Raw genomic sequence first — 25,291 nt, 5'->3', positions numbered from 1 at the left:
GGAGCCGAACGTGCGTATTTCCACCGCTCAGTTCTATGAGACCAGCGCCAGCAGCTACTCGAAGAATTTCTCCGACACGGCCAAGACCTCGCAGCAAGTGTCGTCCGGAATTCGTATCCAGACAGCAGCGGACGATCCAGTCGGTGCCGCGCGCCTGTTGCTGTTGCAACAGCAGAGCGCCTTGCTCGGTCAGTACGATGCCAACCTGACCACCGTGAATAATGCCCTGTTGCAGGAAGAGAGTGTGCTCTCGACCATCAACGATGCGCTGCAGCGCGCTGTCGAGCTGACCCTCAAGGCCGGTGATGGTGGTTTGAGCAACTCCGACCGCGCCTCGATCAGCAGTGAGATCAAGGAGATCGAAGCCAACGTCTTCGGTCTGCTCAACTCCCGCGATGCCAATGGCAACTACCTGTTTGGTGGCTCCAAGACCTCGGAGCCACCGTACATCCGCAACAGCGATGGCACCTACAGCTATCAAGGTGACCAGACTCAGCTCAGCCTGCAGGTGTCCGATACCTTGCACCTGGCGACCAACGACAGCGGCTACAGCGTTTTTGACCAGGCCATCAACAACAGTCGCACGCAGACCAGTCTGCAGGCGCCGCTGCCCAATGATGGTCGGGTAAACCTGTCCCAGGGTTTGCTGACTTCGGTCAACACCTACAACAGCGACTTTGGCAAAGGCCAGCCGTATACCATCACCTTCACCAGTGCCACGCAGTACAGCGTCACCGATGCCAACGGCAACGACATTACCAGCGAGACGCCTACCAATGGTGCGTTCGATCGTAATGCTGAAGGTGGCAATATGATTTCCCTGCGTGGGGTCGAGTTCGAGATCAATATCGCCCTGAAAGACGGCGATGACCCTGACGCGGCGGTGGCCGGGCATGCGTTCACCGTGGGTGCGCGCCCGGATACCGTGAACGTTAGCCGCAGTGCCGGCAACCCGTCGATGGCTCAGGTAACCAGCAGCAGCGTCACGGACAACGATGCCTATCGCAGCACCTTCCCAAGTGGTGGGGCAGTACTCAAGTTCACCAGCGACACCGACTACGAGCTTTACGCTCAGCCGTACACCGCCGACAGCAGGCCGGTTGCAAGCGGTGTTATCGGTGCGGGCAATGAGCTTACCGTGGCCGGTGTTACCTACAAGTTCGACGGTCCGCCAAAAGCTGGTGATCAGTTTGGTGCCACGGCCAACACCCACAAGACCCAGAACGTGCTCGATACCTTGAGCCAGCTGCGCGCTGCGCTGGACAAGCCGGTCACCGATGGCGAATCGTCGATCGCCCTCAAGCAGGCCGTGGACTCGGCGATCTCGAACATCGCCAGTGCTCGTGAGCGAATTGACATCACGCGCGGTTCGATTGGTGCGCGGGGAAATTCTCTGGAAATCCAGAAGCAGGAAAACATCAGCCTGGACCTGGCGAACAAGAGCACGCAGAACGCCATCGGCAACACCGACATGTCCACTGCTGCCATCGCTCTGACCCTGCAACAAGCCATGCTAGAGGCCTCGCAGTTGGCCTTTGCGCGTTTGTCGCAGTTGAGCCTGTTCAACAAGCTCTGAGTCAATCGACACAAGAACCCCGGTTGGCGTTGTGCCTGCCGGGGTTTTTTTATGCCTGTATGGATGCTGGCGATCCTCGACTTGCGGTAATTGAGTGTGACCAATGAGTCAAATCGGGCATCTTCCCTGTATCCTATCGGTGGCGTTTGCACGAATTTGTTGCCGGTTATTATTTTGCAGGTTCAGGCAACATCGCTGCCGTGTGCCGCCCGAGGGTGGTGCAGGCCCGGTTTTTGGCGCCCTCATTTTTGCGAGCGGCGGTCTTTGGCTGTTTTGATTGGGAAGCCAGAATGATTGGCATAAAAAGTATCGCGAGTTACGTGCCCACCGCTGGCCTGGACAACTATGCCCAGGGTGCGAAATTCGGCAAGGATGAAACATTCATCTTCGGCAAGATCGGTTCGACCTTTCTGCCGCGCAAGGCAGACGAGCAAGAAACCTCCGACCTCTGCGTCGAAGCGGCCAAGGCACTGTTTGCCAACAATCCAGATCTTGATCCACAAGCAATCGACGCCCTGATCGTGGTCACCCAGAACGGTGACGAAGAGGGCTTGCCGCACACCGCAGCCATCGTCCAGGACAAGCTCGGCCTGTCGACCCGTGTGGCGGCGTTCGATGTGTCGCTGGGTTGCTCGGGCTATGTTTATGGCTTGTATGCAATCAAAGGCTTCATGGAAGCTGCGGGGCTGAAGAATGGCCTGCTGATCACCGCCGACCCTTACTCGAAGATTGTCGATCCGGAAGATCGCAACACCACCATGTTGTTCGGTGATGCCGCTACCGCCACCTGGATGGGTGAGGACGCCACCTGGCAACTGGGTCAGGCGCGTTTCGGCACCGACGGTTCCGGTGCCGCGCACCTGAAGGTCACCGATGGCAACTTCTTCATGAATGGCCGCCAGGTGTTCAACTTCGCCTTGATCAAGGTGCCTGCGCACCTGAACGAGTTGCTCGATGCTTCCGGGCTGACGGCGGCGGATATCGACGCGTTCTGCATTCACCAGGGTAGCGCGGCAATTGTTGATGCCGTCGCCCGGCGTTTTGATGAAGATCCCGATTCGACGGTGAAGGACAAGTTCGTCAAGGACATGCTCGAAACCGGCAATACCGTTTCGTCCAGCATTCCGCTGCTGCTGGAAAAGCACATGCTCGACGGCAAGTGGAAGCGTGTCGCTATCAGTGGTTTTGGCGTGGGTCTGTCCTGGGGGTCGGCGATTATCCATCGCCCATAAGCCCAGGCTGCAGCTGCACGTAAAACGCCCATGGCCGTGAAGGTCATGGGCGTTTTTTATTGGCGCCATTTTTTGCGCGCCGGGCTGTTGTGGGCGGCGGCTAAAGCCTTGAATTGCAAGGGGTGGCACGGTGCTAGTAAAAAAAATCAAAAAACCGCTCAAGCAACCTGCTTTCACGACGATAACTATTACGAAGGTTCTCTAGGCCACACCCGGCGGTTGCCAGGGCCGGAAGCCGCAGTATCCATCCAACGAGGATTTCGTAATGGCATTATCAGTAAACACCAACATCACTTCCCTGGGTGTCCAGAAGAACCTGAACAAAGCTTCCGACGCTCTGAGCCAGTCGATGAACCGTCTGTCCTCCGGCCTGAAAATCAACAGCGCCAAAGACGACGCTGCCGGCATGCAGATCGCCAACCGTCTGAACAACCAGGTCAAAGGCCTGAACGTTGCCATCGCTAACGCCAACAACGGTGTTTCGATCGCCCAGACCGCTGAAGGCGCCATGCAGGAATCCACCAACACCCTGCAGCGTCTGCGTGAACTCGCCCTGCAAGCGGCGAACGGTGATAAATCCGACGCTGACCGTGTTTCCCTGCAGCAAGAATTCACCGCTAAAGTCGGCGAGCTGAACCGTATCGCCAGCACCACCACCTTCGGTGGTCGTAACCTGCTGGACGGCTCGTTCAGCAACGTTGCTTTCCAGATCGGCGCCAACGCCAACGAAACCATCTCGTTCGGCATGACCGACATCAGCTCGACTGCGCTGAAGGGTACTTACAGCGAAGCTTCGGTTGACGGCACTGCACCTAAAGGTCTGGCTGCTACCACCACCGGTGCAGTGTTGGGTGACGTCGCTAAGAAGGTCGGCGGTGCAGCTGCCGGCGCTACTCTTGCTACCGATGAACTGGTTATCAACGGTGTGACGGTCAAGCTGGCCGCTGCTGCCGCTGGTACTGCCGCTGCTAACTCTGCTGTAACTGAAATCAACAAAAAGACTGCTGAAACTGGCGTTACGGCGAGCGCCGATGGCGCCGGTATCGTGACTTTGACGTCGAGCAACGATATCACCCTTGGCACCAACCCTGGTCCTGCAACCAACGGTTTGGCATCGCTCGGTCTGGGTGCCGCTGGTACTACCGCAGCCGTAGCTCGAACCACTGCCAGCACCATGGACACTACTGGTTCCATTTCTGTCAATGGCACCGCTGTTTCCTGGACTGCAACCAGCACCATGGCTACCGTGCTGACCGCCATGGAAAACGCCGTTGGCGGCGCAGCTAACGGTGCCAAGGCTGAGTTCGTCGATGGTCGTGTCAAGCTGACCTCGGGCAACGGTGCTGACATCAAGCTGGCCAACGCTTCCAATGGCTCGCTGTCGCAACTGGGCCTGTCGGCTGGTACCACCCAGGCCAAAATGACTGCTGACACTTCCATCGACCTGAATGGCGTTGAAGTCAAGTTCAAGAAAGGCGACACCATTGATGCTGTTGTTGGTTCGATCAACAGCGCCAGCACCGGCGTCATGGCCAGCAAGAACACTGACGGCACCCTGAACCTGTTCGCCGACAAAGACATCACTGTCAAAGACGGCAGCGCTGGCACCGGCTTGGCTGCTCTGGGTCTGACTGCTGTCGCCGCTGCTGGCACCAAAGCTGCCACCACTATGGAAACCAGCGTTTCCGACCTGAACATCCTGTCGGCTGCCGCTTCGCAGCAGGCCATTCAGGCGCTGGACGACGCCATGCAGCAGATCGACAGCCAGCGTTCGCAGCTGGGTGCGGTGCAAAACCGTTTCGCCAGCACCGTGGCCAACCTGCAGAGCATTTCGCAGAACTCCTCGGCCGCCAAAGGCCGTGTAGAAGACGCTGACTTCGCTTCTGAAGCGGCCGAGCTGACCAAGCAACAAACCCTGCAACAGGCTTCCACTGCGATCCTGTCCCAGGCCAACCAACTGCCATCGTCTGTTCTGAAGCTGCTTCAGTAATAGCCTTTAGCGGTTAGTTAACGGAAGGGCGCGTATACGTGCCCTTTCGTTTTTTTCAGTTTTGAGGTGATGACATGGACATGAGTGTCAAGCTGAGCGCGTCTTACCCGGCTGCTGCAACCCAGGCCGCCGGCGCGTCTGGTGCCCAGGCCAATCTGGCGCAGAAGACTGAACCGGCCTCGACCGAAGAGCCGCAGCGCGCAGCGCTGGAAAAAGCGGTAACCGATATTCGCGACTTTGTGCAGGCTACCCACCGTAACCTGGACTTTTCCATCGATGAAGCCACCGGCATTGTGGTGGTCAAGGTGATCGCCACCGACAGCGGTGAAGTGATTCGCCAGCTTCCATCAGAGACCGCGCTGAAGTTGGCGCAGAATCTGAGCGATGCCAGCAGCCTGTTGTTCAACACCAAGGCTTGAGTTGGCACGAAACCTGTTTCAGATTGCCGCCTAGGCGTTTTGCGCCAATAAAGCGGCAGCCGCAAGGAGAGTAGCAAATGGCTAGTTCAACGATTTCCGGCCCAGGTTCGGGCTATGACACGCAAGGTATCGTCAAGGCGCTGGTAGGGGCTGAAAAGGCACCCAAGCAGGCGCAAATCACTGCCCAGCAAAAAGACGCGACGATCAAGTTGTCGGCCGTGGGCTCGGTGAAGACGGCGCTCGAAGCGTTCCAGGCGGCGATCACCAAGTTGAACAATGCCGCCGCGTTCAACGGTTTGGCTGCTACTACTTCCGAAGAAAAAAACGTCAAGGTTACCCTGGGTGAGGGTGCCTCCAGCGGCAAGTACACGGTTCAGGTTGACGAATTGGCGACCTCGTCGAAGGTCACCAGCAAGGTCTTTGCTGATGGCGCTTCCGGCAAGGCCAACAGCAGTGATGAACCGCAGACGCTGACGATTACCCAGTCGGGCAAAAGCTATGACGTGATCATTCCGGGTGGCGCGACCCTGAAGGAAACCCGTGAGCAGATCAATACCCAACTTTCAGCCCAGGGCATCAGTGCCAACGTCCTGACGGACGCCAACGGTGCGCGTCTGGTTATTGGTTCGACCACCACCGGTGAAGGCACTGACATTACCCTCAGTGGTGATTCCGACTTGGCCAGTGGGTACACCGCTGGCGAGGCGGCGAAAAATGCCAAGTACTCCATCGACGGTATCGCCATGGAGTCGACCACCAACAAGATTGACTCCGCTATCAGTGGTGTAACCCTTGATCTGATCGCCGCTGACGATAAAAAGCCGATCACCATCACCGTGGCCAGCAACACTGACACGCTGAAAACCTCGGTGCAGTCGTTCATCACCGCCTACAACGCGTTGATGACCTCGATCAATACGCAAACCAAGGTTACTGCCACCGGCGATGCTTCGACCACCACCGCAGGCGCTTTGACCGGTGATGCGTCGATGCGCCAGTTGGTGTCGAGCCTGCGCGGTGAGCTGGTCAACGGCAAGGGCGCAGGCAGCATCAGCAGCCTGGCGCAGATGGGCATCACCACCGACCAGAAAACCGGCCTGCTGAGCCTGGATGACAAGGCGTGGGACAAAGCAGTGGTCAAGGGAGCTGGCGATATCGCCAAGCTGTTCACCGGTGACACCGGCCTGATCACGCGCATGAACAAGGCCACTTCCAGTTATGTCGGTACCACCGGTTCGCTGGCGACCCGGGCGACTGACCTCAACAACAAGCTGACCGACCTGACCACGGAACAGGCAGATCTGGATCGGCGTATGGAAGCCCTGCAGGACTCGCTGACCAAGAAGTACACGGCGATGGACACCATGATTGCGCAGCTCAACGCCAGCAGCTCAAGCATGATGACCACCCTCAATTCGCTGAACAATCCGAAGTCGAATTGATGGACGGCGCGCCCGTGCTTCCTTGAGGGGCGCGGGCGCTGGATTAAAGTTTTGATCGAAACAGTCGAAAAGCTGGTTAGAGCAACCTATTTGACTGTGGCCTGTAACGAGGTAGCAACATGAACCCTATGAGAGCCCTTCGCCAATATCAGAAGGTCAATTCCCACGCGCAGATCTCTGAAGCCAGCCCGCACCGTCTGGTGCAGATGCTGATGGAAGGGGGGCTGGATCGCATGGCTCAGGCCAAGGGCGCATTGGCCCGTGGCGATATCGCGCAAAAAGGCCTGATGCTGGGCAAGGCAATCGACATCATCACCGGCCTGCGTGATGGCTTGGATGCGGAAAAGGCTGAAGACCCGGCAGCGGTGCATCAGCTGGACGCCCTGTATGCCTACATGGCCAACCGTCTGGTCGAAGCCAACAGTGCCAATGATGCCGACATGATCGACGAAGTTGCGCGTCTGCTGATCACTGTGAAATCCGGCTGGGATGCCATCGCTCCACAATAAGGCCATCGGCCTTGAGGTACTTATCATGAGCCAAGCACTGCAACGGATCGAGGAAACCCGCGAAGCTTTGTTGGGCGCCTTGAACAGTCGTGACTGGGAGGCGATCAGCGAACTCGATGTCAGTTGCCGGTCGTGTGTCGATGAAGTGCTGGCCGAAGCCTCGGTCAACGAAGATGTGTTGCGCAGCAGTCTGGAGGAGTTGCTCGGTGTCTACCGACAACTAATTGAGGTTGCAAGTGACGAGCGTCAATCAATAGTCGATGAGATGACGCAGATCCGGCATGCCAAGAACGCGGCAAAGGTATACCATTTGTTCAGCTGAAGCTGGGCAAAACCATAAACAGGGCGCCATAAATTTGACTCTGTGCGGTTTTTTGACTTAACTAGTAGCTGTTTTCAAATTTCAGACGTCCGAACACTGACCGTTCAGTCGGAATGATGTCGAGCTTGCCCTCAATAGGGCGCCGAGATGACTAGGGAAGTTGCTATTGCATGTGGCGTGAAACCAAAATTCTGCTGATCGATGACGATAGCGTTCGCCGCCGCGATTTGGCGGTGGTTCTGAATTTTCTGGGCGAAGAAAATCTCACCTGCTCGAGCCAAGACTGGCAGCAGGCGGTTGAGTCGCTGTCATCGAGTCGCGAAGTGCTTTGTGTGCTGATTGGCGCTGTAAGTGCTCCGGCAAGTCTGATGAGTTTGCTTAAGACCGTGGCTGGGTGGGATGAGTTCCTTCCGGTGATGCTTTTAGGTGAAATTTCTTCGGCTGATCTGCCGGAAGAGCTGCGTCGCCGTGTTCTTTCCAACCTTGAAGTACCGCCGAGCTATAGCAAGCTGCTCGATTCGTTGCACCGTGCCCAGGTCTATCGCGAGATGTACGACCAGGCCCGCGAGCGTGGTCGCCAGCGTGAGCCGAATCTGTTCCGCAGCCTGGTCGGTACCAGTCGCGCCATTCAGCATGTGCGCCAGATGATGCAGCAAGTGGCCGACACTGACGCTAGCGTGCTGATCCTTGGCGAGTCGGGCACAGGCAAGGAAGTGGTTGCGCGTAACCTGCATTACCATTCCAAACGCCGGGAAGCCCCATTCGTACCGGTCAACTGTGGCGCAATACCTGCCGAATTGCTCGAGAGCGAGTTGTTCGGACATGAGAAGGGCGCGTTTACCGGTGCCATTACCAGTCGCGCCGGTCGCTTCGAACTGGCCAACGGTGGCACTCTGTTTCTTGATGAAATCGGCGACATGCCGCTGCCCATGCAGGTCAAGTTGTTGCGCGTGCTGCAAGAGCGGACATTCGAGCGTGTGGGCAGCAACAAGACCCAGGGTATCGACGTGCGCATTATCGCCGCGACCCACAAGAACCTCGAAAGCATGATCGAAGCGGGCACCTTCCGCGAAGACCTGTATTACCGCCTTAACGTATTCCCCATCGAGATGGCCCCGTTGCGTGAGCGCGTCGAGGATATCCCGCTGCTGATGAACGAGCTGATTTCGCGCATGGAGCACGAAAAGCGTGGCTCGATTCGCTTCAATTCGGCAGCGATCATGTCCCTGTGTCGCCACGGCTGGCCGGGTAATGTTCGCGAACTCGCCAACCTGGTCGAGCGCATGGCGATCATGCATCCTTATGGCGTGATTGGGGTTTCGGAACTGCCGAAGAAATTCCGCTACGTCGACGATGAAGACGAGCAACTGGTCGATAGCATGCGTTCGGACCTGGAAGAGCGTGTGGCCATCAATGGCAGCGTGCCGGGTTACACCAGCCATGCCATGTTGCCGCCGGAAGGGCTGGACCTGAAGGACTATCTGGGAGGCCTGGAGCAGGGTCTGATCCAGCAGGCGCTGGACGACGCCAATGGTATCGTTGCTCGCGCTGCCGAACGCCTGCGCATTCGTCGCACCACCCTGGTGGAAAAGATGCGCAAGTACGGCATGAGCCGTCGAGACGGAGAAGAGCAGGCGGAGGATTGACGCTTGCTAGATCACAACGGGGCGCCTTGGCGCCCCGTTGTGTTTTATATCCCTACCTTTCGCATGGCTGTAGCCCCCGTCCTGTCGACCTCTATCGGGTTGCAACGGCTACGGTTGCACCTGCCCGTCTGGTATCCGGCACGTCTATTGCTACATCGCTGGCAACATACCGTTTTATGACGGTCAGTCACGCGAGAGAGCACGATGCCCCAGGCTGCCCCCATCTCCTGTGCCCCCACTTCGAAGGGCCACAACGCTGAGCAGGAAAGTCGCCTAGGCCTGTTCGACCAGGTTTCCAGTCAGTTGAGCGCGTCCTTCAACCTGCTCGAGGCGCGGGTAACCGAGCTCAAGGGTGAGCTGGCGGTCGTCAGTGATCAGCGCATGGCCGAGCTGGCTGAAAAAGAACGTTTGGCCAATCGCCTGCAGAACTTGCTCGACCTGCTGCCGGGTGGGGTCATTGTCATCGACGCCCAGGGGCGTGTGCGCGAAGCCAACCCGGCCGCCTGCGATTTGCTTGGCGAGCCGCTGGTGGGGGAGTTGTGGCGCGTGGTCATTGCTCGCAGCTTTGCGCCGCGAGAAGACGACGGGCACGAGGTCTCATTGCGAGATGGTCGGCGCCTGTCGATTGCCACTCGTTCGCTGGATGCCGAGCCTGGGCAGTTGGTGCTGCTCAATGACCTGACCGAAACCCGTCATCTGCAGGGCGAGCTGGCGCGTCATGAGCGCTTGTCGTCCCTGGGGCGGATGGTCGCCTCGCTGGCGCACCAGATTCGTACGCCGTTATCGGCGGCGTTGCTCTACGCCAGCCATCTGGCCGAACAAGACCTGCCGCTGCAGACCCGTCAACGCTTTGCCGGCAACCTCAAGGAGCGCCTGCACGAGCTGGAGCACCAGGTGCGCGACATGCTGGTGTTCGCCCGTGGCGAGCTGCCACTGACTGACCGGTTGACCCCCAAGGCATTGTTTCAGGCCTTGCAGCAGGCAGCTCAGCCTCATGTCCAGGGGCACGCAGTACGCTGGCAGTGCGACAGCCACCTGGGGGAGTTGCTGTGCAACCGCGACACCCTGGTCGGCGCGTTGCTCAACCTGATTGAAAACGCTCTGCAGGCGGGTAGTGAGCCTGCCCGTCTGAAAATTCACCTGTACCGCCGCGGGCAACTGCTGCGCCTGTGCGTCAGTGATGCCGGTGCCGGCATCGACAGTGCGTTGCTCGAGCGTCTTGGGGAGCCTTTCCTAACCACCAAAGCCACTGGTACGGGGCTTGGGTTGGCGGTGGTCAAGGCTGTGGCGCGCGCGCATCAGGGCAGTTTGCAGTTGCGTTCCCGGCCGGGGCGCGGCACCTGCGCGCTGGTGACGTTGCCATTGATCGATGCGCTGGAGAGGGAGAACAAGCAATGAAGGCAATCAAGGTGCTGCTGGTCGAAGATGATCGGGCACTGCGTCAGGCCTTGGGCGATACCCTGGAATTGGGCGGCTTTGATTATCGTGCCGTCGGCTCGGCCGAAGATGCGCTGGAGGCGGTGGCGGCAGAGGCCTTTAGCCTGGTGGTCAGCGACGTCAACATGCCAGGCATGGATGGGCATCAATTGCTCACCTTGTTGCGCTCGCGGCAGCCGCAATTACCCGTATTGTTGATGACGGCCCATGCTGCCGTGGAGCGTGCGGTCGACGCCATGCGCCAAGGGGCGGTGGACTACCTGGTCAAGCCCTTCGAGCCCCGTGCCTTGCTCGATCTGGTTGCGCGTCATGCACTTGGCGTGGTCGCCGGTGGGGCTGATGACGGGCCAGTCGCCTGCGAGCCGGCCAGCTTGCAATTGCTGGAATTGGCGGCGCGAGTGGCGCGCAGCGAATCGACGGTATTGATTTCTGGTGAGTCGGGTACCGGCAAGGAAGTCCTTGCGCGTTTTATCCATCAGCAGTCCACGCGTAACGGCCAGCCGTTCGTGGCGATCAACTGTGCAGCGATTCCCGACAACATGCTCGAGGCCACGCTGTTCGGTCACGAGAAAGGTTCTTTTACCGGCGCCATTGCCGCCCAGCCTGGCAAGTTCGAGCAGGCCGATGGTGGCACCTTATTGCTCGACGAAATCTCGGAAATGCCGCTGGGGCTGCAAGCCAAGCTGTTGCGGGTGCTGCAAGAGCGGGAAGTGGAGCGGGTGGGTGGGCGCAAGCCAATTGCCCTGGATATCCGTGTCGTGGCCACCACCAACCGTGATCTGGCGGGGGAAGTGGCTGCAGGGCGTTTCCGCGAGGACTTGTTCTATCGCCTGTCAGTGTTTCCGCTGGCTTGGCGACCGCTGCGTGAGCGTAGCGCCGATATTCTGCCGCTGGCTGAGCGTTTGCTGGCGCGACACGTCAATAAAATGAAGCATGCCCCGGTTCGCCTGTCGCCTGAGGCCAAGACCTGTCTGCAACAATACGCTTGGCCAGGAAACGTGCGTGAGCTGGACAACGCCTTGCAACGGGCACTGATCCTGCAACAGGGCGGTGTGATCGAGGCGGCGGATTTCTGTCTGGCGGGTGCCATGCCAATGTTTGCGCCCGCACCACCGGTTGTGGCCTTGCCGGCACCCGTTGCGGGCGAGGCGCTAAACGCCTTGGGCGACGATATGCGGCGTCATGAATTTCAGATGATCATCGACACCCTGCGCTCCGAGCGTGGACGGCGCAAAGAGGCCGCAGAGCGTCTGGGCATCAGCCCGCGCACCCTGCGCTACAAGCTGGCGCAGATGCGTGACGCCGGGATGGATGTCGAAGCCAGTCTGTACGCCACCTGAAGGGGTGATTATTCGCGGTTTTGTAAGGTCTGCAGGTAGAGCTGGCACTCTTGTTGCTAAGTCCTGCCTATCCGCTGCGTGAGTGTCAAAAAAATGCGGGCCGTCGGAGAGAGAAGTCCATGAGTCAAGGTGTTGAATTTAATCGATTGATGTTGGACATGCGGGCCATGCAGATGGACGCCATGTCGATGCCCAAGGCGGCAGCAGCGCCCGAGCTCGGTTCGAGTAATTTTGCCGATATGCTGGGGCAGGCCATCAATAAGGTCAGCGACACCCAGCAGGCTTCCACGCAGCTCGCCAATGCATTTGAAATTGGTAAGAGCGGTGTTGATCTGACCGACGTGATGATTGCCTCGCAGAAGGCCTCCGTATCGTTTCAAGCCTTGACCCAAGTGCGTAACAAGCTGGTCCAGGCCTATCAAGACATCATGCAGATGCCGGTATAAGGGCGAAATTGAGTCATGGCCGAATCAGTCGTCGATAACGTGCCCGCGAAAAGCGGCGCAACAGCGCCCAAGCCGCCGTTGTTCGGCATGTCGTTTCTGGAAAATATCTCGCAGATGCCAATGCTGCGTCAGGTTGGCCTGCTGGTCGGTCTGGCTGCCAGCGTGGCCATCGGTTTTGCCGTGGTGCTCTGGTCGCAGCAACCGGACTACCGGCCGCTGTACGGCAGCCTTGCCGGCATGGATACCAAGCAGGTCATGGACACCCTGGCCGCTGCGGATATCCCTTACAACGTCGAACCCAACTCCGGTGCCTTGCTGGTCAAGGCCGATGACCTTTCCCGTGCGCGCCTGAAGTTGGCCGCGGCCGGCGTAGCGCCGGGGGATGGCAATGTCGGATTCGAGATTCTCGACAAGGAACAAGGCCTGGGCACCAGCCAGTTCATGGAGGCCACCCGTTATCGTCGTGGCCTCGAGGGCGAGCTGGCGCGTACGGTTTCAAGCCTGAACAACGTCAAGGCCGCACGCGTGCACCTGGCGATTCCGAAAAGCTCGGTATTTGTACGCGACGAACGCCGTCCGAGTGCTTCGGTACTGGTTGAGCTCTACCCCGGTCGAGGGTTGGAAGCCGGTCAGGTGATGGCCATCGTCAACCTGGTGGCAACCAGCGTGCCGGAACTGGACAAGTCCCAGGTCACTGTCGTCGACCAGAAGGGCAATCTGCTGTCCGAGCAGCTCGGCAACTCCGAGCTGACCATGGCAGGCAAGCAGTTCGACTACAGTCGCCGCATGGAAGGCATGCTCACCCAGCGTGTGCATAACATACTGCAGCCGGTGCTGGGCAACGATCGCTACAAGGCCGAAGTGTCGGCCGACGTCGACTTCAGTGCCGTTGAATCGACTTCCGAGCAGTTCAACCCGGACCAGCCGGCGCTGCGCAGCGAGCAGTCGGTCAATGAACAGCGCTCCAGTAGCATGGGGCCTCAAGGTGTGCCGGGTGCATTGAGCAACCAGCCGCCCGGCCCGGCCTCGGCGCCGCAGACAACCGGTGGCGCGCCCGGAGCGACTGCTGCCATCCAGCCAGGCCAGCCGCTGCTCGATGCCAACGGCCAGCAGATCATGGACCCGGCCACTGGCCAACCAATGCTCGCGCCGTACCCTGCGGACAAACGCCAGCAATCGACCAAGAACTTCGAACTTGATCGTTCCATCAGCCATACCCGCCAGCAGCAGGGCCGTTTGAATCGGCTGTCGGTCGCGGTGGTGGTCGATGACCAGGTCAAGGTCGACCCGGCAACCGGCGACACCACCCGTGCGCCATGGGCTGCTGAAGACCTGGCGCGCTTTACTCGCCTGGTCCAGGATGCGGTGGGCTTCGACGCCAGCCGCGGCGACAGCGTCAGCGTAATCAACGTGCCATTCGCTGCTGACCGCGGTGAAGTGATCAGCGAAATTCCGTTCTACTCGCAGCCGTGGTTCTGGGACATCATCAAGCAGGTCATGGGTGTGCTGTTCATCCTCGTGCTGGTGTTCGGCGTGCTGCGTCCGGTACTCAACAACATCACTGGCAATGGGAAGCAAAGCGCCGGTGCCGATGGCGACATGGAACTGGGCGGTATGCTCGGTCTGGATGGCGAATTGGCCAACGACCGCGTAAGCCTGGGTGGTCCGCAAAGCATTCTGCTGCCGAGCCCGAGCGAGGGCTACGACGCACAGCTCAATGCAATCAAGAGCCTGGTGGCCGAAGACCCGGGTCGTGTGGCCCAGGTCGTGAAAGAGTGGATCAACGCCGATGAGTGATAACCGAGCCCTAACCGCGAAACTGACCCGGGTCGACAAGGCGGCAATCCTGCTCTTGTCCTTGGGTGAAACCGATGCTGCCCAAGTGTTGCGGCACATGGGGCCCAAGGAAGTACAGCGGGTCGGCGTTGCCATGGCGCAGATGGGCAACGTCCATCGCGAGCAGGTCGAGCAGGTCATGAGCGAGTTCGTCGAGATTGTCGGCGACCAGACCAGCCTGGGTGTCGGCTCCGACGGCTACATTCGCAAGATGCTTACCCAGGCCTTGGGTGAAGACAAGGCCAACGGCCTTATCGACCGCATCCTGCTCGGTGGTAACACCAGCGGCCTGGACAGCCTCAAGTGGATGGAGCCACGAGCCGTAGCCGACGTCATTCGCTACGAGCACCCGCAGATCCAGGCCATTGTCGTGGCTTACCTGGACCCCGACCAGGCTGGTGAAGTGCTGGGCAACTTCGACCACAAGGTGCGCCTGGACATCATCCTGCGTGTCTCTTCGCTCAACACCGTGCAGCCGGCGGCGCTCAAGGAACTCAACCAGATCCTCGAGAAACAGTTCTCCGGGAACTCCAACGCGGCGCGTACCACCCTGGGTGGTATCAAGCGTGCTGCCGATATCATGAACTTCCTCGACAGCTCGGTGGAAGGCCAGTTGATGGATGCGATTCGCGACATCGACGGCGACCTCTCCGAGCAGATCGAAGACCTGATGTTCGTCTTCAACAACCTTGCCGATGTTGATGACCGTGGCATCCAGGCGCTGTTGCGTGAAGTGTCCTCCGATGTGCTGGTGGTGTCGCTCAAGGGCGCCGACGAGAAGGTCAAGGACAAGATTTTCAAGAACATGTCCAAGCGTGCCTCGGAATTGCTGCGCGACGACCTGGAGGCCAAAGGGCCGGTGCGGGTCAGCGACGTCGAGACGGCACAAAAGGAAATCCTCACCATCGCCCGCCGTATGGCCGAAGCCGGAGAAATCGTGCTCGGTGGCAAGGGCGGCGAAGAGATGATCTAAAGCCTGTCCCGCGATTTTTTTGAGTGCGTGCAATCATGTCAACCAACGAGCACCTGAGTGAGCTGATTCGCGCCAATGAGGTCGAGGGCTTCGATCGCTGGGCGTTGCCCAGTTTCGACCCGGAACCGGAACCTGAGCCCGAGCCGGAACCTGAGCCTGAAGTGGTTCAGGACGAAGTCGAGGAAGTGCCGCTGGAAGAAGTCCAGCCGCTGACCCTCGAAGAGCTCGAAAGCATTCGTCAGGAAGCCTACAACGAAGGCTTCGCCACCGGTGAGCGCGAAGGGTTCCATAGCACCCAGCTCAAGGTACGCCAAGAAGCTGAAACCGCTCTCAAGGCCAAGCTTGCCAGCCTCGAACGGCTGATGAGCAATTTGCTCGAGCCTATCGCCGAACAGGACAGCCAGATCGAGAAAGCGCTGGTGAGCCTGGTTGCGCACACGGTCCGAGAAGTTATTGGTCGTGAGTTGCGCAGCGACTCCAGCCAGATCGCTCAGGTATTGCGCGAAGCCCTGAAGTTGCTGCCCATGGGTGCGGAAAATATCCGTATTCACATCAATCCCCAGGACTTCGAGCAAGCCAAGGCCTTGCGTGAGCGCCACGAAGAACGCTGGAAGCTACTGGAAGACGAGACCCTGCTGCCCGGTGGTTGCCGCATCGAGACCGATTACAGCCGAATCGACGCGAGCATGGAAACGCGCATCGAAAAAGCCCTGGCGCAGTTGTTCGATCAGTTGCACGACCAGGGCCTGCATCCTGCGGCGCCAGACTTGAGCATCGATCTGGACGTTGCCGATGCGCCTTGATCGCACCAGCTTCGGCAAGCGCCTGCAAGGTTATGCCGACACGGTCAAGCTGCCCGCCCAACCTATCGTCGAGGGACGCCTGCTGCGCATGGTCGGTTTGACCCTCGAAGCCGAAGGCTTGCGTGCATCGATTGGAAGTCGCTGTGTGGTGATCAACGACGACAGCCACCATCCGGTGCAGGTCGAGGCCGAGGTCATGGGCTTTTCCGGGAGCAAGGTGTTCCTCATGCCAGTTGGCAGCGTGGTCGGAATCGCCCCGGGCGCGCGGGTGGTTCCGTTGGCCGACAATGGCCGCCTGCCCATGGGCATGAGCATGCTTGGGCGGGTGCTCGACGGTGCCGGCCGTGCGCTCGATGGCAAGGGCGGCATGAAGGCCGAAGACTGGGTGCCGATGGACGGCCCGACCATCAACCCGCTCAATCGTGACCCGATCAGTGTGCCGCTGGACGTCGGTATTCGCAGCATCAACGGCTTGTTGACCGTCGGCCGTGGCCAGCGTCTGGGTCTGTTTGCCGGTACCGGGGTCGGTAAGAGTGTGCTGCTGGGCATGATGACCCGCTTTACCGAGGCTGACATCATTGTGGTCGGCCTGATCGGTGAGCGGGGGCGGGAGGTCAAGGAATTCATCGAGCATATTCTGGGTGTCGAAGGCATCAAGCGTTCGGTGGTCGTGGCATCCCCGGCCGACGATGCGCCGCTGATGCGCTTGCGCGCGGCCATGTACTGCACGCGTATCGCCGAATATTTTCGCGACAAGGGCAAGAACGTCCTGTTGCTGATGGACTCGCTGACACGTTTCGCCCAGGCCCAGCGGGAAATTGCCCTGGCAATCGGTGAGCCGCCAGCGACCAAGGGTTATCCGCCGTCAGTGTTCGCCAAGTTGCCCAAGCTGGTGGAACGTGCCGGTAACGGTGAGGCGGGCGGTGGTTCGATCACCGCGTTCTACACCGTGTTGTCCGAGGGCGACGACCAGCAGGACCCGATTGCCGACTCGGCGCGGGGTGTGCTCGACGGGCATATCGTGCTGTCGCGACGGCTGGCTGAAGAAGGGCACTACCCGGCCATCGACATCGAAGCGTCGATCAGTCGGGTGATGCCGCAAGTGGTCAGCCCCGACCATCTGCGCGAAGCCCAGCAGTTCAAGCAGCTGTGGTCGCGTCTGTCGCAGAGCCGCGATCTGATCAGTGTCGGCGCTTATGTGGCCGGCGGTGATGCCGAAACCGACCTGGCCATTGCCTTGCAGCCAAAACTGGTGCACTACCTGCGCCAGGGCCTCAACGACAACGTCAGCATGCAACAGAGTCGCGAACACCTGGAAAGCGTATTTGCCCAGCCCAACCCCGGCGCGGGCGGCTAGTAGGCCATGTCTCGAACCAGTCGTGCGTCGCGCCTGGCACCGGTCGTGGAAATGGCCGAGAACGCCGAGCGCCAGGCCGCCCAGCGTTTGGGGCAATTCCAGCAGCAGGTGAACCTGGCCCAGGCCAAGCTTGCCGAGCTCGACCGCTTTCGCGAAGACTATCAACTGCAGTGGATCAACCGTGGTGGGCAGGGCGTGTCTGGCAGTTGGCTGGTCAATTACCAGCGCTTTCTCGGACAGTTGGAAAGCGCCATGACCCAGCAGCGCCAGAGCCTGACCTGGCACCAGAACAACCTCAACAATGCCCGGGGCACCTGGCAACAGGCTTATGCGCGGGTCGAAGGGTTGCGCAAGTTGGTGCAGCGGTACGTCGAGGAGGCGCGCATGATCGAAGACAAGCGCGAGCAGAAACTGCTCGATGAATTGTCCCAGCGCCTACCGCGTCACGAGCGCTATTGAGAGCGGTTTTAGTTGTTGTTGGGCGCCAAGGCTGCTAAACCTTCACGGTGTCTGCAATCGTCGTTATCGAAGGAATCGCCAACATGGCAGTTGATACTGAGGTTTCCCAGGATGGGGAAAAATTGACGATCAAGGTTAAAGGGCGCTTTGACTTTGGCAAGCATCTGGAATTTCGCAACGCCTATGAACACCAGCGCTGTGCCTCATCGGTGGTGGTTGATCTGCGCGAAGCGACCTACCTGGACAGCTCCGCGTTGGGGATGCTGTTGATGTTGCGTGATCACGTCGGTGGCGACGAGGCGGATGTGCGGGTGATCAATACCAACCCGGATGTGCGCAAGATTCTCGCCATCGCCAACTTCGACAAACTGTTCGATATCAGTTGATCCAGCCCATGCCCGAGTCGCGCCTGACCGTGCTCATCGCCGAAGATGGCGCGGCGGATCGCCTGTTGCTTGCGCGCATCGTCAGTAAGCAAGGCCACGATGTGCTGACTGCTGAAAACGGTGAGCAGGCGGTGGCGTTATTTGCTCAGCAGCGCCCGCAGTTGGTCCTGCTCGATGCGCTGATGCCGGTAATGGATGGCTTTGAAGCGGCGCGGCAAATAAAGGCGCTGGCAGGCGAGGCGTTGGTGCCGATTATTTTCCTGACGTCGCTGAGTGAGGAAGAAGCCCTGGTGCAGTGTCTGGAGGCCGGCGGTGACGACTTTCTGGCAAAGCCGTACCGGCCGGTAATCCTGGCGGCCAAGATCAAGGCCATGGACCGTCTGCGCAGGTTGCAGGCTACGGTGCTCGAGCAGCGCGACCAGATCGCCCGCCATCATCACCATTTGCTCAATGAGCAGCGGGTGGCCAAGGCTGTGTTCGACAAAGTGGCGCACGCGGGCTGCCTGAGTGCCCCGAACATCCGCTACCTGCAATCACCCTACGCGCTGTTCAATGGTGACCTGTTGTTGGCTGCGTACACCCCCTGCGGTGACATGCATGTGTTGCTCGGCGACTTCACCGGGCATGGCCTGCCGGCGGCGGTGGGGGCGATGCCGTTGGCAGAAATATTCTATGGCATGACTGCCAAAGGCTATGGCCTGGCGCAGACGTTGCGCGAGATGAACGCCAAGCTCAAACGCATCCTGCCTGTGGATATGTTCTGTTGCGCGCTGATGCTTAACCTGAGTTTGCAGCGCCGCATGGTCGAATTCTGGAACGGTGGCATGCCGGACGCCTATCTGCTGTCCGCTACTGGCGACGCTGATCCGTTGCCCATGGTGTCACGCCATTTGCCGTTGGGGGTGCTGGCGGCGGAACGCTTCGATGACTCGACTCAGGTGCTGCCGCTAGCGCTGGGCGAGCGCCTGTTGCTGTTGTCGGATGGGGTGGTCGATACCAGTGACGACAACGATCAATTGTTCGGTGTCGAGCGGCTGCTGCAGGTACTGGGCAATAACCACCAACCCGAGCTACTGTTTGCAGAGGTGCAGCAGGCGCTGGATGCCTTTCGTGGGCGCTCCCGTGATGATGTGAGCCTGCTGGAAATTACGGTGGTCGAAGCGGATGCCTTGTTGCCGCGTCCGCTGATCTATTCTGACAGTGGGCAATCCGCGCCGCTGGACTGGTCGTCGCAGTTCGAATTTCGCGCCGAAACGCTCAAGCGCTTCAATCCATTGCCGTTTCTGTTGCAGCTGTTGCAGGAAATCCATGGCTTGCGGGCCCAGAGTGGCGCATTGCATTGCGTGTTGAACGAGCTGTACTCCAACGCCCTGGAACATGGGGTGCTGGGACTGGATTCCGGTCTCAAGCGCGATGCCCAGGGTTTTGCCGAATACTACCGCCAGCGCAACGAGCGCTTGCAAGCGTTGTGCAGTGGCTATATCCGGGTAGGGTTGCGTATTGAACCTCAAGGCCAGGATGGCCGTCTGATCATTGAGGTTGAAGACAGTGGCAAAGGTTTCGATGTGAGCAACGTACTGGCGCGTCCGCTGGTTGAGCAAGGGTTGCACGGGCGCGGGTTGAATCTTGTACGCCGACTCAGTCGACGTGCCGAATGGGGTGACCAGGGGCGCCGAGTATGCGTGGAGTTCGCTTGGGAGGCTCTGGCATAATCCAACTTGATCAAGGAGTGAGCAAGTGTCCGATATTCATATAGATCACGAGGTGTTGAGCGGTCTCCAGGAAGTCATGGAGCATGATTATGCGCAGTTGATCAGAACCTTTCTCCTGGACTCCGAAGTCCGTCTTAACCTGTTGCACCAGGCCACAACTGCACAACAGCTTGGCCATGCTGCGCACAGCTTCAAGGGCAGCAGCAGCAACATGGGCGCCACAGCCCTGGCGGCGTTGTGTCAGCAATTGGAGGAGCGCGTCAAACAGCCTCCGCTCACCGATATTGAAAACCTGATCAATCAGATTCATCGCGAGTATGACGTGGTCCGGGTCCTGTATATCGAAGAGTGCGAGCGAGTTTCCGGTTGACCTGATATCGATGGGCTTGGCGCGAGTCTTGCAGAGTCTCTGCTAATTAACATTGATCCCCTCTGTCGCGGAGACTCCCACATGCCGGTCGCTTCCAACCCATTGCTGCAGGTCGGTACCGCAACAAAGGCTTCGCGCGCTGCCGGCAACCAGCCGGACAAGGCGCTGCAGGCGACGAACGACAAGGCCTCGGGCTTTTCCAACGTGTATGCCCAGCAGTCACGGGACAAACCGTCGAACCCAGCTGATGTGCAAAGCCGCGGCAAGACCGAGCCCGCTAGCAAGGATGTTGCAAGCGGCAAGGGCACCGCCACCGAGCAGAAGAAAGTTGCCGACAGCGGCAAAACCTTGCCTGAAGACCAAGACGGCGCGCCCGCAGCAGGCAGTGAGACGCCGGATCCTACGCTGATCGATCCCAATCTGGTTGCCGGCCAGGTCACCGACGCGCAACCCGGTGCCCAGTTGATTCAGGCCCAGGCCGAGACAGTGGCGCCGGTTGTTCAGGCTGCTCAGTTGCAGGCCCAGGTTGCGGCGCCAGTTGTGACAGAAGAGCCAGAATTCGACCCGCAAGCCGATCCACTGGATGATATGCCTGCCTTGCGCATGGCGTTGGAGCAAAGCGCCCAGTCACAGGGGACCACCTCGGCGCACAGCGCCAGTAAAACGGCGACTGCACAGCCAGAAGCGACCACAGGGCAGGCGGCCGTCAATACCATGGCGGGAATGCTCGACAAGGCTGGGGCAGGAGGTGAGCAGGGCGAGGCGGGTGACAAGGCATTTTCCGGGCTTCTCGATGACGGCCTCAAAGACCTCAAGAGTGCTTCCAGTGACACGCGCGTAGACAATTTTGCCGAGCGCCTGAGTGCACTGACGCAAGCGGCAACAGCGAAAACCGCTAATGTTGTGCCGGCGGCGCCCGCGCCTCTACATCAGCCATTGGCGATGAACCAGGGTGGTTGGGCTGAAGGCTTGGTCAACCGCGTGATGTACTTGTCGAGCCAGAACCTCAAGTCTGCGGACATTCAGTTGGAGCCAGCAGAGTTGGGGCGCCTGGACATTCGCGTTAACCTCGCGCCTGAGCAGCAGGCGCAGATCACATTCACCAGTGGCCATGTCGGTGTCCGTGAAGCACTGGAAAACCAAGTGCACCGGCTCAAGGAGATGTTTGCCCAGCAGGGTCTTGGCCAGCCGGATGTGAATGTCGCCGACCAGTCGCGCGGTCAGCAACAACAAGGCCAGCCTGATTCGCCACGCCTCAGTGGTGTGGCGGCGCGGCGCAATGCGGCGGGCGAAAGCGCTGAGGTTGCTGCCAGTACTGCCCCTGTCGAGCAGCAGGCCGTGGTCGGCTCCAGCGCGGTCGACTATTACGCCTGACTTTCCCCGGGTGGGGGCGGGCTTGAGCCGCGATGCGATCGTGAAGAGAATTTGCTATCGCGGGGCAAGCCGGTTCCTACTGCCAATCGTTGCACCAGGTTGGCATAACACTTGCTCAACCCACGCCATGTGACTGAATTCTCCGATGAATGACGGAATATTGGCATGGCGAAGAGCGACGCAGTGAAAGACCCCGCCGCTAAAGGCAAACTCAAGATGATCCTGCTGCTGGTGCTGGCGTTGCTGCTGGCCATCGGCCTGTCGGTTGGCGCTACCTGGTTCGTCTTGCATAAGTCTGAAGACAAGCCCGCGGCCGATCCGGCGCAGGTTGGCAGCCTCAAGCCGGCGGCCATTTACGAGCCGTTGACCCCAGCTTTCGTGGTCAACTTCAACCAGAATGGTCGCCAGCGCTATATGCAGGTAAGTATCACCCTGCAGGGGCGAGACCAGGCTGCGCTTGATGCGTTGAAGGTGCATATGCCGGTTATCCGCAACAATCTGGTGATGATGTTCTCCGGGCAAGGCTTCGACACCCTGGCAAGTCCTGTCGGTCAGGAAATGTTGCGCCAGAAGGCAACCGCCAGCGTGCAGGAAGTTGCCCAGAAGGAAGTCGGCAAACCGGTCGTAGACCAATTGCTGTTCACCAATTTCGTATTGCAGTAGGAGCCACCGATGGCCGTGCAGGACCTGCTGTCCCAGGATGAAATCGATGCCTTGTTGCATGGCGTCGACGATGGGCTGGTGCAAACCGAGACCAATGCCGAACCTGGCAGCGTCAAGAGCTATGACCTGACCAGTCAGGATCGCATCGTTCGTGGACGCATGCCGACCCTGGAAATGATCAACGAGCGCTTTGCGCGTTACACCCGAATCAGCATGTTCAACCTGTTGCGTCGCTCCGCCGACGTTGCGGTGGGGGGTGTGCAGGTGATGAAGTTCGGTGAGTACGTGCATTCGCTGTATGTGCCAACCAGCTTGAACCTGGTGAAAATCAAGCCGCTGCGCGGTACTTCGCTGTTCATTCTCGACGCCAAGCTGGTGTTCAAGCTGGTGGACAACTTCTTTGGTGGCGACGGACGGCACGCCAAGATCGAAGGCCGGGAGTTCACCCCCACCGAGCTGCGTGTGGTGCGCATGGTGCTGGACCAGGCCTTCGTCGATCTCAAGGAAGCCTGGCAGGCGATCATGCCGGTCAACTTCGAGTACATCAACTCGGAGGTCAACCCGGCCATGGCCAACATTGTCGGGCCGAGTGAGGCGGTGGTGGTATCCACCTTCCACATCGAGCTCGATGGTGGCGGCGGCGATCTGCACGTGACCATGCCGTACTCGATGATCGAGCCTGTGCGCGAAATGCTCGATGCCGGTTTCCAGTCAGACCTGGACGATCAGGATGAGCGCTGGATCAAGGCCCTGCGTGAAGACGTCCTGGATGTCAGTGTGCCGCTAAGTGCCACCGTGGCCCGGCGCCAGCTGAAATTGCGCGACATCCTGCACATGCAGCCGGGTGATGTGATTCCGGTTGAATTGCCTGATGAACTGGTTTTGCGAGCCAATGGCGTGCCGTCGTTCAAGGCCAAGCTGGGTTCGCACAAGGGGACTTTGGCCCTGCAGATTATTGATCCGATCGAGCGCCGTTGAGCGGCGCCGGTTGTTCCAACTCCGAATTGATTGCCCGTCGAGGACAAAATGGCTAACGAAAACGACATCACCTCTCCAGAGGAGCAGGCTCTGGCTGATGAGTGGGCTGCTGCCCTGGAAGAAACCGGCGATGCCGGCCAGGCCGATATCGATGCACTGCTGGCCGCTGACGTTGGCGGCGGATCCTCTTCCAATCGCCTGCCAATGGAAGAATTCGGCAGTTCGCCGCGCAGCAACGAACCGGTAAGTCTGGAAGGTCCGAACCTGGACGTGATCCTGGATATTCCGGTGAGTATTTCCATGGAAGTGGGCAGCACCGAGATCAACATTCGCAACCTGCTGCAACTCAACCAGGGCTCGGTGATCGAGCTTGATCGCCTGGCCGGTGAGCCGCTCGATGTGCTGGTCAACGGCACCCTGATTGCCCACGGTGAAGTGGTGGTGGTCAACGAAAAGTTCGGCATTCGCCTGACTGACGTGATCAGTCCAAGCGAACGCATCAAGAAGCTGCGCTGAGTGAGTCGGCTCTGGCATTGCGCCCTGGCGTTGGCTGGTGCGCTGTACATGGACGTGGCGCTGGCCGCGGCTACGGTGCAGCCGGTTGGCGTTGCAGCGCCAGCGGTAAGCGGTGGTGGCAGCGCAGTCGGGCAATTGACTCAATTAGTGTTGGGTTTGTTGCTGGTACTGGGCTTGATTTTCCTGCTGGCCTGGCTGTTACGCCGGGTGCAGAACGCAGCGCCAACGGGTGGCCAGGTCATTGAGATTCTCGGCAGTCGCACATTGGGCCCCCGGGACAGGCTGCTGCTCATTCAGGTGGGCAAGGAGCAGATCCTGATTGGGCACTCACCCGGCAGCATCGAGGCGTTACATGTCATGGCCGAACCAGTCGAAGTGCCTGCCAGTGCACGTCAGGCAACACCAGAATTCGCCCAGCGCCTGTTGGAGTTGATGGGCAAGGATCAGAAGGGTAAGTCGTAATGGGCGCATTGCGCATGATGTTGACGCTGCTGTTGCTGTTGGCAGCGCCACTGGCCCTGGCCGCCGATCCGTTGTCGATCCCGGCCATCACCTTGTCCAGTGGGGCGGACGGGCAGCAGGAGTATTCGGTCAGTCTGCAGATCCTGCTGATCATGACGGCGCTGAGTTTCATCCCGGCGTTCGTCATTCTGATGACCAGTTTCACCCGCATCATCATTGTCTTCTCCATTCTGCGTCAGGCCCTTGGCCTGCAGCAGACGCCGTCGAACCAGATCCTCACCGGCATGGCGCTGTTTCTGACCATGTTCATCATGGCGCCGGTGTTTGATCGGGTGAACAAAGATGCCCTGCAGCCGTACCTGAACGAGCAGATGGTGGCGCAGGAAGCAATTGCCAAGGCCCAGGTGCCGCTCAAGGACTTCATGCTGGCGCAGACCCGCCAGAGTGACCTGGACCTGTTCATGCGTCTATCCAAGCGGACTGATATCGCCAGCCCCGATCAGGCGCCGTTGACCATTCTGGTGCCGGCGTTTGTGACCTCCGAGCTGAAAACCGCGTTCCAGATCGGCTTCATGATATTCATCCCGTTCCTGATCATCGACCTGGTAGTGGCCAGTGTGTTGATGGCCATGGGTATGATGATGCTCTCGCCGCTGATCATCTCGCTGCCGTTCAAGATCATGCTGTTCGTGTTGGTCGATGGCTGGGCGCTGATCATGGGCACCCTGGCTGGCAGTTTCGGCGGCGTTTGAAGCCGCGAGGAGAAGATCATGACCCCTGAAGTTGCCGTCGATCTGTTTCGTGATGCGCTGTGGCTGACCACGCTGATGGTTGCGGTGCTGGTGGTGCCAAGCCTGCTGGTGGGGTTGATGGTGGCGATGTTCCAGGCTGCTACGCAGATCAACGAACAAACGTTGAGCTTCCTGCCGCGCCTATTGGTGATGTTGGTAACGCTGATCGTGGTCGGGCCTTGGCTGGTGCAGAAATTCATGGAATACATGCTGTCGCTGTACGGCAGTATCCCGCAGCTCATCGGCTGACGT

At 59.4% G+C, this 25,291-nt stretch carries 26 protein-coding genes; all 26 read left to right on the top strand.

All coding sequences use genetic code 11. The features are described 5' to 3' along the window. Window positions 1–10: 10 nt before the first annotated feature. The 26 genes from V0R60_RS22205 to fliQ all read left to right on the top strand — a co-directional run bounded on the left by V0R60_RS22205 (window position 11) and on the right by fliQ (window position 25,288). Window positions 11–1,576 (top strand): flagellar hook-associated protein 3, encoded by a 1,566-nt coding sequence (locus V0R60_RS22205; RefSeq protein ID WP_136477531.1) that lies wholly within the window; start codon window positions 11–13, stop codon window positions 1,574–1,576. A gap of 290 nt (window positions 1,577–1,866) precedes the next feature. Continuing rightward, entirely contained in the window at window positions 1,867–2,808 is a 942-nt protein-coding gene (locus tag V0R60_RS22200) for a ketoacyl-ACP synthase III (RefSeq protein ID WP_136477530.1), read from the top strand. A gap of 265 nt (window positions 2,809–3,073) precedes the next feature. Beyond that, entirely contained in the window at window positions 3,074–4,798 is a 1,725-nt protein-coding gene (locus V0R60_RS22195) for a flagellin N-terminal helical domain-containing protein (RefSeq protein WP_136477529.1), read from the top strand. Between the two features lie 74 nt (window positions 4,799–4,872). Continuing rightward, window positions 4,873–5,217: a flagellar protein FlaG gene (locus V0R60_RS22190; RefSeq protein WP_203543954.1), complete on the top strand. Its 345-nt coding sequence runs from the start codon at window positions 4,873–4,875 to the stop codon at window positions 5,215–5,217. Between the two features lie 77 nt (window positions 5,218–5,294). Further along, window positions 5,295–6,659, top strand: coding sequence for a flagellar filament capping protein FliD (gene fliD, locus V0R60_RS22185; protein ID WP_330079290.1), 1,365 nt, complete (start codon window positions 5,295–5,297; stop codon window positions 6,657–6,659). Window positions 6,660–6,778: 119 nt separating this feature from the next. Next, window positions 6,779–7,168 carry a flagellar export chaperone FliS gene (fliS, locus tag V0R60_RS22180; RefSeq protein ID WP_203543952.1) on the top strand — a complete coding sequence of 130 codons (390 nt, stop codon included), beginning with the start codon at window positions 6,779–6,781 and terminating at the stop codon, window positions 7,166–7,168. 25 nt (window positions 7,169–7,193) lie between these two features. Next, window positions 7,194–7,490, top strand: a complete 297-nt coding sequence (fliT, locus tag V0R60_RS22175; RefSeq protein WP_136477525.1) for a flagellar protein FliT — start codon at window positions 7,194–7,196, stop codon at window positions 7,488–7,490. Window positions 7,491–7,660: 170 nt separating this feature from the next. Beyond that, window positions 7,661–9,136 carry a sigma-54 dependent transcriptional regulator gene (locus V0R60_RS22170; protein ID WP_136477524.1) on the top strand — a complete coding sequence of 492 codons (1,476 nt, stop codon included), beginning with the start codon at window positions 7,661–7,663 and terminating at the stop codon, window positions 9,134–9,136. Window positions 9,137–9,340: 204 nt separating this feature from the next. Further along, a complete protein-coding gene (locus tag V0R60_RS22165; RefSeq protein ID WP_330079291.1) occupies window positions 9,341–10,534 on the top strand; it encodes a sensor histidine kinase in 1,194 nt (397 codons plus the stop codon). Beyond that, window positions 10,531–11,913 carry a sigma-54-dependent transcriptional regulator gene (locus V0R60_RS22160; protein WP_330079292.1) on the top strand — a complete coding sequence of 461 codons (1,383 nt, stop codon included), beginning with the start codon at window positions 10,531–10,533 and terminating at the stop codon, window positions 11,911–11,913. The genes V0R60_RS22165 and V0R60_RS22160 overlap by 4 nt, the downstream gene beginning before the upstream one ends. Before the next feature lie 119 nt (window positions 11,914–12,032). Next, window positions 12,033–12,359: a flagellar hook-basal body complex protein FliE gene (gene fliE, locus V0R60_RS22155; protein WP_010224994.1), complete on the top strand. Its 327-nt coding sequence runs from the start codon at window positions 12,033–12,035 to the stop codon at window positions 12,357–12,359. A 15-nt stretch (window positions 12,360–12,374) separates the two neighbouring features. After that, complete coding sequence (fliF, locus tag V0R60_RS22150; protein ID WP_136477521.1) at window positions 12,375–14,156, top strand: flagellar basal-body MS-ring/collar protein FliF; 1,782 nt, start codon at window positions 12,375–12,377, stop codon at window positions 14,154–14,156. Next, window positions 14,149–15,168: a flagellar motor switch protein FliG gene (gene fliG, locus V0R60_RS22145; RefSeq protein ID WP_038613367.1), complete on the top strand. Its 1,020-nt coding sequence runs from the start codon at window positions 14,149–14,151 to the stop codon at window positions 15,166–15,168. The genes fliF and fliG overlap by 8 nt, the downstream gene beginning before the upstream one ends. A gap of 35 nt (window positions 15,169–15,203) precedes the next feature. Beyond that, window positions 15,204–15,971 (top strand): flagellar assembly protein FliH, encoded by a 768-nt coding sequence (gene fliH / locus V0R60_RS22140; RefSeq protein ID WP_330079293.1) that lies wholly within the window; start codon window positions 15,204–15,206, stop codon window positions 15,969–15,971. Beyond that, complete coding sequence (gene fliI / locus V0R60_RS22135) at window positions 15,961–17,328, top strand: flagellar protein export ATPase FliI (protein WP_136477519.1); 1,368 nt, start codon at window positions 15,961–15,963, stop codon at window positions 17,326–17,328. Before fliH ends, fliI begins: the two co-directional genes overlap by 11 nt. A 6-nt stretch (window positions 17,329–17,334) precedes the next feature. Beyond that, window positions 17,335–17,787: a flagellar export protein FliJ gene (gene fliJ / locus V0R60_RS22130; RefSeq protein WP_136477518.1), complete on the top strand. Its 453-nt coding sequence runs from the start codon at window positions 17,335–17,337 to the stop codon at window positions 17,785–17,787. Between the two features lie 83 nt (window positions 17,788–17,870). Then, a complete protein-coding gene (locus V0R60_RS22125; protein ID WP_136477517.1) occupies window positions 17,871–18,173 on the top strand; it encodes an STAS domain-containing protein in 303 nt (100 codons plus the stop codon). A gap of 8 nt (window positions 18,174–18,181) precedes the next feature. Beyond that, window positions 18,182–19,885: a fused response regulator/phosphatase gene (locus tag V0R60_RS22120; protein ID WP_136477516.1), complete on the top strand. Its 1,704-nt coding sequence runs from the start codon at window positions 18,182–18,184 to the stop codon at window positions 19,883–19,885. A 25-nt stretch (window positions 19,886–19,910) separates the two neighbouring features. Beyond that, window positions 19,911–20,255, top strand: a complete 345-nt coding sequence (locus V0R60_RS22115) for an Hpt domain-containing protein (protein ID WP_136477515.1) — start codon at window positions 19,911–19,913, stop codon at window positions 20,253–20,255. Window positions 20,256–20,336: 81 nt separating this feature from the next. Further along, on the top strand, window positions 20,337–21,629 hold the full coding sequence (locus V0R60_RS22110) for a flagellar hook-length control protein FliK (RefSeq protein WP_330079294.1): 1,293 nt from the start codon (window positions 20,337–20,339) through the stop codon (window positions 21,627–21,629). A 165-nt stretch (window positions 21,630–21,794) separates the two neighbouring features. Beyond that, window positions 21,795–22,292 (top strand): flagellar basal body-associated protein FliL, encoded by a 498-nt coding sequence (gene fliL, locus V0R60_RS22105; protein ID WP_330079295.1) that lies wholly within the window; start codon window positions 21,795–21,797, stop codon window positions 22,290–22,292. A gap of 9 nt (window positions 22,293–22,301) precedes the next feature. Then, window positions 22,302–23,270, top strand: a complete 969-nt coding sequence (gene fliM, locus V0R60_RS22100) for a flagellar motor switch protein FliM (protein ID WP_136477512.1) — start codon at window positions 22,302–22,304, stop codon at window positions 23,268–23,270. Between the two features lie 48 nt (window positions 23,271–23,318). Beyond that, on the top strand, window positions 23,319–23,786 hold the full coding sequence (gene fliN / locus V0R60_RS22095; protein ID WP_136477511.1) for a flagellar motor switch protein FliN: 468 nt from the start codon (window positions 23,319–23,321) through the stop codon (window positions 23,784–23,786). Window positions 23,787–23,834: 48 nt separating this feature from the next. Continuing rightward, window positions 23,835–24,248 carry a flagellar biosynthetic protein FliO gene (gene fliO / locus V0R60_RS22090; RefSeq protein ID WP_330079386.1) on the top strand — a complete coding sequence of 138 codons (414 nt, stop codon included), beginning with the start codon at window positions 23,835–23,837 and terminating at the stop codon, window positions 24,246–24,248. Next, window positions 24,248–25,000, top strand: a complete 753-nt coding sequence (fliP, locus tag V0R60_RS22085; RefSeq protein WP_136477510.1) for a flagellar type III secretion system pore protein FliP — start codon at window positions 24,248–24,250, stop codon at window positions 24,998–25,000. The genes fliO and fliP overlap by 1 nt, the downstream gene beginning before the upstream one ends. A gap of 18 nt (window positions 25,001–25,018) precedes the next feature. Then, window positions 25,019–25,288, top strand: a complete 270-nt coding sequence (gene fliQ, locus V0R60_RS22080; protein WP_136477509.1) for a flagellar biosynthesis protein FliQ — start codon at window positions 25,019–25,021, stop codon at window positions 25,286–25,288. Window positions 25,289–25,291: the final 3 nt, after the last annotated feature.

It is taken from the genome of Pseudomonas auratipiscis (assembly GCF_036324085.1).
In the GTDB taxonomy this organism is placed as follows: Bacteria; Pseudomonadota; Gammaproteobacteria; order Pseudomonadales; family Pseudomonadaceae; genus Aquipseudomonas; species Aquipseudomonas auratipiscis.
This window is presented reverse-complemented; position numbering and strand designations above follow the sequence as displayed.

What these genes read in the sequence shown, in the direction of transcription:
- V0R60_RS22200 (WP_136477530.1), top strand. Translation starts at nt 1,867, where the DNA reads ATGATTGGCATAAAAAGTATCGCGAGTTACGTGCCCACCGCTGGCCTG.
- V0R60_RS22195 (WP_136477529.1), top strand. Translation starts at nt 3,074, where the DNA reads ATGGCATTATCAGTAAACACCAACATCACTTCCCTGGGTGTCCAGAAG.
- V0R60_RS22190 (WP_203543954.1), top strand. Translation starts at nt 4,873, where the DNA reads ATGGACATGAGTGTCAAGCTGAGCGCGTCTTACCCGGCTGCTGCAACC.
- fliD (WP_330079290.1), top strand. Translation starts at nt 5,295, where the DNA reads ATGGCTAGTTCAACGATTTCCGGCCCAGGTTCGGGCTATGACACGCAA.
- fliS (WP_203543952.1), top strand. Translation starts at nt 6,779, where the DNA reads ATGAACCCTATGAGAGCCCTTCGCCAATATCAGAAGGTCAATTCCCAC.
- fliT (WP_136477525.1), top strand. Translation starts at nt 7,194, where the DNA reads ATGAGCCAAGCACTGCAACGGATCGAGGAAACCCGCGAAGCTTTGTTG.
- V0R60_RS22170 (WP_136477524.1), top strand. Translation starts at nt 7,661, where the DNA reads ATGTGGCGTGAAACCAAAATTCTGCTGATCGATGACGATAGCGTTCGC.
- V0R60_RS22165 (WP_330079291.1), top strand. Translation starts at nt 9,341, where the DNA reads ATGCCCCAGGCTGCCCCCATCTCCTGTGCCCCCACTTCGAAGGGCCAC.
- V0R60_RS22160 (WP_330079292.1), top strand. Translation starts at nt 10,531, where the DNA reads ATGAAGGCAATCAAGGTGCTGCTGGTCGAAGATGATCGGGCACTGCGT.
- fliE (WP_010224994.1), top strand. Translation starts at nt 12,033, where the DNA reads ATGAGTCAAGGTGTTGAATTTAATCGATTGATGTTGGACATGCGGGCC.
- fliF (WP_136477521.1), top strand. Translation starts at nt 12,375, where the DNA reads ATGGCCGAATCAGTCGTCGATAACGTGCCCGCGAAAAGCGGCGCAACA.
- fliG (WP_038613367.1), top strand. Translation starts at nt 14,149, where the DNA reads ATGAGTGATAACCGAGCCCTAACCGCGAAACTGACCCGGGTCGACAAG.
- fliH (WP_330079293.1), top strand. Translation starts at nt 15,204, where the DNA reads ATGTCAACCAACGAGCACCTGAGTGAGCTGATTCGCGCCAATGAGGTC.
- fliI (WP_136477519.1), top strand. Translation starts at nt 15,961, where the DNA reads ATGCGCCTTGATCGCACCAGCTTCGGCAAGCGCCTGCAAGGTTATGCC.
- fliJ (WP_136477518.1), top strand. Translation starts at nt 17,335, where the DNA reads ATGTCTCGAACCAGTCGTGCGTCGCGCCTGGCACCGGTCGTGGAAATG.
- V0R60_RS22125 (WP_136477517.1), top strand. Translation starts at nt 17,871, where the DNA reads ATGGCAGTTGATACTGAGGTTTCCCAGGATGGGGAAAAATTGACGATC.
- V0R60_RS22120 (WP_136477516.1), top strand. Translation starts at nt 18,182, where the DNA reads ATGCCCGAGTCGCGCCTGACCGTGCTCATCGCCGAAGATGGCGCGGCG.
- V0R60_RS22110 (WP_330079294.1), top strand. Translation starts at nt 20,337, where the DNA reads ATGCCGGTCGCTTCCAACCCATTGCTGCAGGTCGGTACCGCAACAAAG.
- fliL (WP_330079295.1), top strand. Translation starts at nt 21,795, where the DNA reads ATGGCGAAGAGCGACGCAGTGAAAGACCCCGCCGCTAAAGGCAAACTC.
- fliM (WP_136477512.1), top strand. Translation starts at nt 22,302, where the DNA reads ATGGCCGTGCAGGACCTGCTGTCCCAGGATGAAATCGATGCCTTGTTG.
- fliN (WP_136477511.1), top strand. Translation starts at nt 23,319, where the DNA reads ATGGCTAACGAAAACGACATCACCTCTCCAGAGGAGCAGGCTCTGGCT.
- fliO (WP_330079386.1), top strand. Translation starts at nt 23,835, where the DNA reads ATGGACGTGGCGCTGGCCGCGGCTACGGTGCAGCCGGTTGGCGTTGCA.
- fliP (WP_136477510.1), top strand. Translation starts at nt 24,248, where the DNA reads ATGGGCGCATTGCGCATGATGTTGACGCTGCTGTTGCTGTTGGCAGCG.
- fliQ (WP_136477509.1), top strand. Translation starts at nt 25,019, where the DNA reads ATGACCCCTGAAGTTGCCGTCGATCTGTTTCGTGATGCGCTGTGGCTG.